This is a genomic window from Nitrosomonas sp. (assembly GCF_019752415.1).
GTDB lineage: Bacteria > Pseudomonadota > Gammaproteobacteria > Burkholderiales > Nitrosomonadaceae > Nitrosomonas.
Map to the genome: position 1 here is coordinate 1 of NZ_JAIEME010000068.1, position 10,055 is coordinate 10,055.

The 10,055-nt window shown below is 47.2% G+C and carries 7 protein-coding genes; 6 read left to right on the top strand and 1 reads right to left on the bottom strand.

Going from position 1 to position 10,055, the window contains the following annotated elements; translation table 11 throughout:
• The 6 genes from rlmKL to K2P83_RS11305 form a co-directional block, all read left to right on the top strand.
• A partial coding sequence (rlmKL, locus tag K2P83_RS11280) for a bifunctional 23S rRNA (guanine(2069)-N(7))-methyltransferase RlmK/23S rRNA (guanine(2445)-N(2))-methyltransferase RlmL (protein ID WP_292929234.1) occupies positions 1–1,902 on the top strand: 1,902 nt, incomplete at its 5' end.
• A 132-nt stretch (positions 1,903–2,034) separates the two neighbouring features.
• Positions 2,035–2,583, top strand: coding sequence for an inorganic diphosphatase (gene ppa, locus K2P83_RS11285; protein WP_292929236.1), 549 nt, complete (start codon positions 2,035–2,037; stop codon positions 2,581–2,583).
• A gap of 400 nt (positions 2,584–2,983) precedes the next feature.
• Complete coding sequence (locus K2P83_RS11290; protein ID WP_292929238.1) at positions 2,984–4,462, top strand: vanadium-dependent haloperoxidase; 1,479 nt, start codon at positions 2,984–2,986, stop codon at positions 4,460–4,462.
• Between the two features lie 563 nt (positions 4,463–5,025).
• On the top strand, positions 5,026–5,820 hold the full coding sequence (locus K2P83_RS11295; RefSeq protein WP_292929240.1) for a response regulator: 795 nt from the start codon (positions 5,026–5,028) through the stop codon (positions 5,818–5,820).
• Between the two features lie 358 nt (positions 5,821–6,178).
• The gene (locus tag K2P83_RS11300) at positions 6,179–6,409 is read left to right on the top strand and encodes a CopG family transcriptional regulator (RefSeq protein WP_292929242.1); all 231 of its coding nucleotides are present in this window, start codon (positions 6,179–6,181) and stop codon (positions 6,407–6,409) included.
• A gap of 662 nt (positions 6,410–7,071) precedes the next feature.
• Positions 7,072–7,944, top strand: a complete 873-nt coding sequence (locus K2P83_RS11305; protein WP_292929244.1) for a hypothetical protein — start codon at positions 7,072–7,074, stop codon at positions 7,942–7,944.
• A 104-nt stretch (positions 7,945–8,048) separates the two neighbouring features.
• Here K2P83_RS11305 and K2P83_RS11310 read toward each other — a convergent pair.
• The coding region (locus K2P83_RS11310; RefSeq protein ID WP_292929246.1) for a CusA/CzcA family heavy metal efflux RND transporter at positions 8,049–10,055 on the bottom strand (2,007 nt) is incomplete at its 5' end.

The window sequence follows — 10,055 nt, forward strand, 5'->3', positions numbered from 1 at the left end:
AGCAAGAATAATCCGGCGATCAACAACACACATTTCGGCGCGCTCAAAGTAAAAGATGCCATCGTCGATCAGATGCGCGCCAAGTTTGGCAGCCGCCCCAATGTCGATACCGAGCACCCCAGCATCCGCGTCAATGTCTATCTGCACAACGACACCGCGCAGTTGAGCCTGGATTTATCCGGCGAGAGTTCGCATAAACGCGGTTACCGGGAAATCAGCATTGATGCGCCGATCAAAGAGAACTTGGCAGCAGCCATTCTGCTGCGTGCCGGTTGGCCGGAAATTGCCGCGCAAGGCGGCTCGCTGCTCGATCCGATGTGCGGCTCCGGCACGCTGCTGGTGGAAGGCGCATTGATCGCCGGGGATATCGCACCGGGTTTACAACGCGATTATTTCGGTTTTCTCGGCTGGAAGCAGCACGACGCCGTACTCTGGCAAAGCGTTTGGGACGATGCGCAGCAGCGCCGCGAGATTGGCCTGGGTAAATTACCGGTGATCGTCGGTTTCGACCAGGATCGCCGCACCGTCGCCGCCGCGTTACAGCATGTCGAAAATGTCGGGCTGGCGGGAAAAATCCACATTGAAAAGCGCGATATTGCCGACGCTTCTGCGGCGGAAAGCTGGGCAAAAGGGCTGATCGTCTGCAACCCGCCGTATGGCGAGCGGCTCGGCGATGAAGAACAAGCCGCCTTGCTCTACCGCCAGTTCGGGGAAGTATTGAAACAGCGTTTCGCCGGTTGGCAGGCCGCGATGATCATCGGCAATCCGGAACTGGGTTTTAGATTGGGCATCCGCTCGCAAAAGCCGATTACGCTGTTCAATGGCGCGCTGGAGTGCAAATTATTGCGCTTCACCATCGAGGAAAAAGCTTTCTTTGAACCGAAAGCCAAATCGCAACAAGAACGCATCGAGCACATCAGCCGCCGCGCCCAATCCGGGCAAGTCGACAGCCAAGCGGAAATGTTCGCCAACCGCTTGCGCAAGAATCTGAAAAAACTGACCAAGTGGGCCAAACAAAATCAAGTGCATTGCTACCGGCTATACGACGCCGATCTGCCGGAATACGCGGTGGCCGTGGATGTGTATCAAGGCGAGCAGACTTGGGTCAACGTGCAGGAATACGAGTCGCCGAAAACGATCGATCCCGCCAAGGCCAATCTGCGCCTGGCCGGAATCATGGCGGAGATACCCAAAGTGCTGGAAATTCCTGCCGATCAGGTGTTTCTAAAAATACGCCGCAAGCAGAAAAGCACCGACCAATACGAGAAGCAAGGCGATTCCCGCCGCTTTCATGTGGTTGAAGAAGGCGGCTGCAAGTTCTGGGTGAATTTCGAGGATTATCTGGACACCGGCCTGTTTCTTGATCACCGGCCATTGCGTTTGCTGATTCAGCAACAAGCCCAAGGCAAACGCTTCCTGAATTTATTCGCCTACACCGGCAGCGCCACGGTGCATGCGGCGATCGGCGGCGCGGTGTCGAGCGTCACGGTGGATATGTCTAACACCTATCTGGATTGGGCCAGGCGAAATTTCGTCCTCAATGATATCCATGGCGATCACAAGCTGGTGCGCGCCAATTGTTCGCAATGGCTGGTCGAACAAGCCGGCGCGAAACCAAAACAGCAATTCGATTTAATCTTTCTAGACCCGCCTACTTTCTCGAACTCCAAGAAAATGGACGAAGCTTTCGACATCCAGAAAGACCATGTGCCACTGATCCGCAACGCCGCCGCCTTGCTGGCACCGGGCGGAAACTTGTATTTCTCAACCAACTTCCGCCGTTTCAAAATGGACCAGGAAGCGCTCAGTGATTGGGCCATTGAAGACATCAGCGCAAAGATGATACCGGAGGACTTCGCCCGCGATGCTAAGATTCATTATTGCTGGAAAATTTCTCACTGAGCAATAGAGCTAAAAGCCGCATCTTAGCTTTTGATCGTTGTACGTTAAGGGTTTATAGACAGAAAACTGAGCCGCTATTAACAACAATAGATACTTATCGCTATACTTTAGTGCTAATTTTAAGGAGGTAACATGAATCTTGATCGTGTGGGTTCTGGGTCTGACATTCCCAATGACTTCAATGTCATTATTGAAATTCCAATGAATGCTGATCCCATTAAATATGAAGTCGATAAAGAAACAGGCGCAATGTTTGTTGACCGATTTATGTCCACTTGCATGCATTATCCCTGCAACTATGGGTATATTCCGCACACTTTATCCGACGATGGCGACCCTGTGGATGTTTTGGTGATATCTCCCGTACCGCTGATTACCGGCGTTGTCGTACGCTGCCGGCCGCTCGGGATGCTCAGGATGTCCGACGAGGCAGGAGAAGATGCCAAACTGCTCGCCGTGCCGATCAACAAATTATGTAATCTTTATCAGCACATCAACTCCTGCGAAGATTTACCGGAATTAGTCCGATCTCAAATTGCTCATTTTTTTGCGCATTACAAAGATTTGGAAGAAGGAAAATGGGTGAAAATTCAAGGATGGGACGGCGTTGAATCGGCAAAATCAGAAATCCTAGCCGGAATACAGCGCTTTAATTCAACCATCAATAAGCCAATGTTTTAAATTATGACTTCCGGAGCTATTTTGTTGCACTGTTCTGGTAAGTAATTTCTCGATATTAAATGGCTGGGGATATGTCGCAGAAAACACAGAATTCTTAGTTCTGGATCTGGCGGTTATTTTTTATTCCGCATTATTATCATAATGATTTGAATCGATTATTCCACGCCTCGTGCACTTAGAAATTTATCAGAAATTCTTATATCGTAGATTACGAATCCATCGAAATAATCCCAATAGGGAAAAATCATGGATAGAGTGACAAAAGCCACATGGTAACTTAATCAGAGTATGTTTAAATAAAATTGTAAGAATCTTTACAACATAACATATGGAAGATACTCATTTTTGTGTATCCATGTGATCGAAGAATTCTAATAATTTTTTCTGGAGGTACCATAAAATGACTACTGCTTCAGGCAAATTACGCTTCTGGTGTGATATGAGTATGGAATGTATACGCCGAGACCATACCTCGGCACTAAGTCCTGGGGATCAAAGAGGCCCGTTTTTATCCGCGCGAGCGATTGGCATGGCGTTGGCGGCACTCAACGATGCCAGAGCGTATGTTCTCGGCCGCCCAGCGTTGCTTAGTATTCCCGCTCCTGCAACTCTACTGGCTATCGACCCAGCAGATGCCGATACTGCAAGTGCAGCCGCATGCGCACAAGTTCTCAGATTGCGATATCCGAACCAAGCACATCTTCTGGAACCAGCTTGGCTCCGTTGGCTCGATTACTTTGGATTGGGTTCGGCCGGTAGTCTTGCTGAAACCGCGGGGCGCGATTTTGGCACGTTAGTTCATCAAAGCGGGATGAACGATCCGGTTAATGCTGCGGCTGGTCAATACACACCTACTGGAGCCGCATACTCCCATATGTTACCACCAAAAGAATCTATGCAAGGCTATGCGGGCGGGCACTGGGGAATGGCGACACCCCTACTTGCCACGAGGGTTACTGGTTTTCCACCTCCCCCGGGGCGTGTATCCGCAACACAAGTAGACCCTACTCCGCATTACGCGGCCGATTTCGCGAAAGTTGTCGACAAAGGTGGATCAAACTGGATGCCCGGCACTCGCACTCTCCCGGAAGAAATTACTGGTATCGCATGGGGCTATGATGGCCCAATGGAGCTCGGCACGCCACCTCGTCTATATCTTCAGGTTGCATTGACGGTACTTGACGCGATTGAAGCTAAGAATCCCGGTTCGTTAAGCCCTGAAGATGAGTTGGCGATCATAGCAGGCGTTGCCATCGCGATGGCTGATGCGGGAATAGATGCATGGCACTACAAATATGCACCGACACATATGATGTGGCGCCCAATTGTAGGAATTCGTAATGCACTACCTGGGAATGGTGTTGCAGATCCGGACTGGGAACCGCTCGGCCGTCCTGACACAAATGGAACTGGATACAGTTTAACTCCAAATTTTCCGGCATATCCTTCTGGTCATGCAACGTTTGGCGCCGCAGCGTTTCAGCTATTGCGGCTCTTTCTGGTTGAAAAAGGGGTCGCAACATTTGATCCAAATGGAGTTGACGATATACGCTTTGATTTCGTATCGGATGAATTTGACGGCCGCAACAAAGATCCCATAACGTTGCAGCCGCGTGAACACATAACTCTTGGTTATGGTAGCTTGTGGCAGGCAATCATTGACAACTCGGTAAGTCGTGTGTATTTGGGCGTTCACTGGGAGTTCGATGGCATTACGAAACGTAATGCAGCAAATACGGGCGACGAATTTGGTATTCCTCCGTCCCCCGGTAAGTTAGGTAAAACTGGTGGTGTTTGGTTAGGTGCAAAAATTGCCAATGAAATTGCACTTAAACTTGGTGTAAGTTTCGCAACCATTACCGCTTCAAAAATATCGTAATCCCAGATCTTCGTGATTCGGCAACGAACCACGAAGATCTTTGCGGCATCTAAAAAATCCCCGCATATAATAGCGTTTAATATTATAAGCGGGGTATCCTCAAAGAATAGCTCGGTAGGATGTGCCGACCGAGATGAATAATCCACATTTGTCACTCCGAACGCAGGGAGGAATCTTTAGCAGTCAGCCATATAGATTGCGCACTGAATGGCTTAATATTCATTCTTTCATGATTGATGCCCCCGCTTACGCCAACACATCCTACCTGACCAAAGAATAATCCTGCATACGAAAAGGCCAATTCTTACAAAGAAGGAAAAAGATTCATACAATATTTATTGACTTATTACCTATTTACCTATAATTTCATCCACGTATAACTGGATTAGGAATAAAACACGATGATGAATCTTCCGTTCACAAATATGAAATTCCCGCTTGCAAGCACACCTCGATAAATACTTGAATCCTCTCCACCGCATAGATCACATCATCTGACACAGAGTATCCGAAGAAAAAGAATTCTCTTTGTAGAGAAAAAATATAGAAGGATCAACATTTCCATGCAATTACGAAACAGAATACGAGTTCTTATCGTGGATGATTGTGCTGCAACTCGTATCACATTGCGAGCAATATTGAACAACAATCAGTATGAAGTCATCGGAGAGCTGAATGATGGTAAAAAACTTGATTCCACCATTGCAAAATTACACCCGCAGATCATTTGTCTGGATCATTTATTGCCTGAAAAAGATGGTCTCACTCTGTTGAGTGAAATTCGCGCTGCCTATCCACACATCTCTGTGGTCATGATTACCGGTAGCGACGACATTGCAGTGCGGCATAACGCAGCCATGTTGGGCGCTGCCGGGTTTATCTGCAAGCCATTTTCCCAGAAGCAGGTAATTGAAGTTCTACAAGCAGATGTGCATATCGAAGACATGTTGATGATCGCGGCTAGGCAAGTTAATCCTTTCGTGGATCAACCTTATCATGCCAGAGCTGTGATTGCTGATGACAGTTTGACTATGCGACGGCTGCTGACGAATATTCTGACACACATGGGGGTTGAAGTGATCGGAGAAGCATATGATGGCAAACAGGCTGTCGAACTAGTATCGGAATACAGACCTGATATTGCATGCCTAGATTTCGAAATGCCGGTGATGAACGGTTTGGAAGCATTGAAAGCCATACACCATCAGAACGCTGCAACCAAAGTCATCATGATTACCGCTTTAGCCAGCCGTGAATTGTTTACCCAGGCAACAAACGCCGGAGCAAAGGGATACATCATCAAACCATTTCATCCAGACAAAGTAACTCAGAGCGTCTCCAGAATACTTGCGAGTTAAAATCAGATTTAAATATCAACAAGCGCCTTTTTACCTCTTACTTTTAAGAAACAAAAAACCCGGTAGTTACAGAGAAACCTAGCCCGGATATTGCATGAATTCGCACGATGATCACGCATGATATTGGTTCCACAAGGGATTTTTCGAAGAAGCGGTGTAGTTATTCATACACCTGATTGAGATAAATTCCTTGTGGGATCAAGAGACAAGTGAGGGCATGTGCAATTCATGCAATATCCGGGCTAAATGAGGTAGTGTGGACTAATGCACCTTGCGCTAACACACCCTACCGTACTGGACAACGATCACACTTCTTCGTATGATCAGATTGTGTTTTCTCGTAAGTGTGAGTCAAATTATGACACATCGAACCACCATCACGCTGGATGATGAAATTTTTGCATTTCTTATTCAGGTTGCGGGCCATAACCGTAGCGCTTACATCAATGAACTCTTGCGGCAGGAACGCAATAATTCTCTCAAGCAGGCATTACTCAAAGCAAATCTGGAAGAAGCCAAAGATACGGACTATCAGGAAGAATTACAGTCATGGGAAAGCACCCTGTCCGATGGTCTGACCAATGACTGAATTCAAACAACTGGATATTCACTGGATTGATCTTGAACCGGCAAAAGGCGTAGAAACCAAAAAACTGAGACCATTCGTATTGTTCAAGGTGATCTTGTGAATATTCAATCCAGAACACTGATTGTTGCCCCACTGCTACCGAACCATAAACCCTGGCCTTTTGCTGTAAATCTTGAACCAAGCCAGGAAAACGGTTTGGATAAATCCGACATATCAACCTTAAGCAATTACGTGCTGTTGATGTTTCTAGGATTGACAGAAAACAAGGAAAACTGGAAAACCAGTATATCGATCCTATCAAAGGTGCCTTAACTATCGTGTTTGATTTGTAAAGAAATAAAGGAGCTCAGTAGGATGTGCCGGTCGCAAGGAGACACATCAAAGTTGAATCCGAGAACAGAAAAACACACAAAATGACAGAATGCTGGCGCGCCTACTTTCCCGACGGTTTTTGGTTTTTTACGGTCAATCTTGTTGAACGCAAGACCAATCGGCTATCGCTTTCATCGTTATGCTGAACAAGGTGTCTATCCGAGAATTGGGGAAATCACGAAGACTATGACTATGATATTGAGGAGCTTGAATGATACGATCGATGCGCCTCTTTGCGACCGGCACATCCTCCCGAGCTGACATCTACTTCCCTGAAGAAATATCTAACTGTGACCCAATCAACTAAACAACTTCAAAAAGCAAGTTTATGGACTAGAAAATTTGCTTCTGGATTATGTCCTTGTGATAGCGGGAGATTCGCAAAAGAATGTTGTTATACAAAAGATAACTATTGGAAGAAAGATCCTTCCGATATTATTTTGCAGGGAGAACCAACTGGCTTTTCGCATCAAAAATGTATTTTTATGCCCCATAAAAATTGTTCAACAAAAATTTCTAAAGAACACTATTTTTCTCGTTCTATTTTAGAGCAGTTTGATTGGAATACTGCCACACTTGACGGATTTCCGTGGATTACAAAAAATGGAAACAAGCCATCGATTAACAGCATGACGGCAAATATATTATGTGAAAGACATAATAATGCACTGAGCCATCTGGATAATTCAGCTGGAGATGTATTTAGAGAACTTAAGCTTATCGGAAATTGGAAAAACACAAGGGAATTTTATATAACATCTGGTGCAGATTTTGAACGCTGGATGCTTAAAACATTATGTGGGACTATAGCAGCGAAACTTATCAAAGAAAATGTCAATATAATAAATACGTATGAAATTAAGAACCAATGGCTTGATATACTCGTTGGAAATGAAAATTTTTCTGGAACAATGGGACTCTATATTGAAGGCGGAATAGGGCAAGAATTTGGATTTGAAGATAAATTTAGCTTTTCCCCACTTTTTAATGATTCAAATAGAAAACAAGTTATTGGAGCATCATTTATAATGGCTGGCCTTATGTTTCATTTAATAATGGAGAATAATGCATCACATATTCCTGAACATTGGCGTAATCCATTTCGGACATTAGTATTCAACCTGCCTAACAAAAGAAAGAGAGGAATACTTTTTTCATGGTAGCTTTACTAAATGTAGCGTTGGATTGGTACAGGGTAGATTCGTACCAGACCTTACATTTGACATCAATACCCATACTCTAAAAATATTAGTTCACCGAATAAGAATTAGATGTGATTTTTACTACCATTGACATCCCGCCCATGCACAATCCGATACAATACCGGCAACACCAACAATGTTAACGCCGTCGACGACAAAATCCCGCCGATCACCACCGTTGCCAGAGGCCGTTGCACTTCCGCGCCGGTACCGGTAGCCAGCGCCATCGGCAGGAAACCGATCGACGCCACTAAGGCCGTCATCAGTACGGGGCGCAGCCGGGTCAGCGCACCGGTTTGAATCGCATCATCCAAAGATAATCCTTCTTTTTCTCTTAATCCGCGGATAAACGCCAGCATCACCAAGCCGTTCAGAACCGCTACGCCGGATAGCGCAATAAATCCAACCCCGGCTGAAATGGACAATGGAATATCACGCAGCCATAACGCAAATATGCCGCCGGTTAAGGCAAAGGGAACACCGGTGAACATGAGCAGCCCATCGCGCACGTTGCCGAACATCGTGTACAGCAGAATAAAAATCAATCCGAGTGCCAAGGGAATCACGATCTGAAGGCGGTGCGCTGCGGAAATCATTTGTTCAAATTGGCCACCCCAGGTTGTCCAGTATCCCAGTGGAATCGGTACTTTTTTTGCGATCAGTTGTTCGGCGTCGTGGACGAACGAACCCAGATCACGGCCGCGCACATTGGCGGTAATCACGATCCGGCGTTTCCCATTTTCCCGGCTGACTTGATTGGGGCCCTGAGTGATCTCGAAATTGGCGACTTCTCCCAAAGTGACAAAAACGGGCACAGCCGGTTGGGCGGCTTGGGCGGCTTGTGGCGCATTGGCAGCCACGGCCACGCTTTGCATCGGAACGCTGATGGGCAGGCGTTTCAGCGCTTCAATATCGGCGCGCAAATGCTCCGGCAAACGGATCTGCAGATCGAAGCGCCGGTCGCCTTCAAAAATCATCCCGGTGCTTCTGCCGCCCACCGACATGGCGACGACATCTTGCACATCGCGGCCATTCAGGCCATACCGCGCCATTTTTGTGCGGTCCATTTGGATGGACAGCACCGGTAAACCGGTAATTTGTTCCGTTCGCACATCCGCAGCGCCGGGAACGGTTTTAAGCTGCTTTTCTATGGCTTCGCCTAAAGCCAGCAAGGTATCCATGTCATCGCCAAACACTTTGACGGCGACATCGGCACGCACACCGGAAAGCAGTTCATTAAAGCGCATTTGTATCGGCTGGGTGAATTCATAGTTATTCCCCGGAACCTTCCGAACCGCTTGCTCCATCGCGGCGATGAGTTCTGCTTTGGTGTGATGCGCGCCGCTCCATTCGGATTGCGGTTTCAGAATAATGAAAATATCCGCGACACTCGGCGGCATCGGGTCGGTGGCAATTTCGGCAGTGCCAATCTTGGAAAATACCCGCTCAACTTCAGGAAATTTTTTGATTGTTTCCTCCAGCTCGTTCTGCATTTCAATCGCTGTCGTCAAACTGGTCCCCGGAATACGGATGGCATGCAACGCGATATCGCCTTCGTTCAAGCTGGGGACAAACTCGCTGCCGACACGTGTCGTCAGCAAACTCGACAGGATGACAATCACGATTGCGATGGTGACCGTGAGTTCGCGATTGTTCATGGTTGCCGTCAATACCGGCACATAGGCTTTTCTGGCCCATACCATTACCGGACTCTCTGTTTCTTTTACTTTACCAGACAAGAAGAATGCAATCGCTGCCGGAACAAAGGTCAGGGAGAGAATCATCGCGCCAATCAATGCAGTCACCACCGTGAGCGCCATCGGATGGAACATTTTTCCTTCGACACCGGTCAATGCGAAAATGGGCAAATAAACAATAATAATGATCAGCTCACCATAGATCAGCACCCGCCGCGCTTCCTTGGAGGCATCAAACACCAGTTCGAGACGCTCGGTGAGCGTCAATTCCCGCCCTAGCCGCATCTGCTCATGCGCTAGTCGGCGGATACTGTTCTCGACAATGACAATAGCGCCATCCACGATAATGCCAAAATCAATCGCCCCCAAACTCAT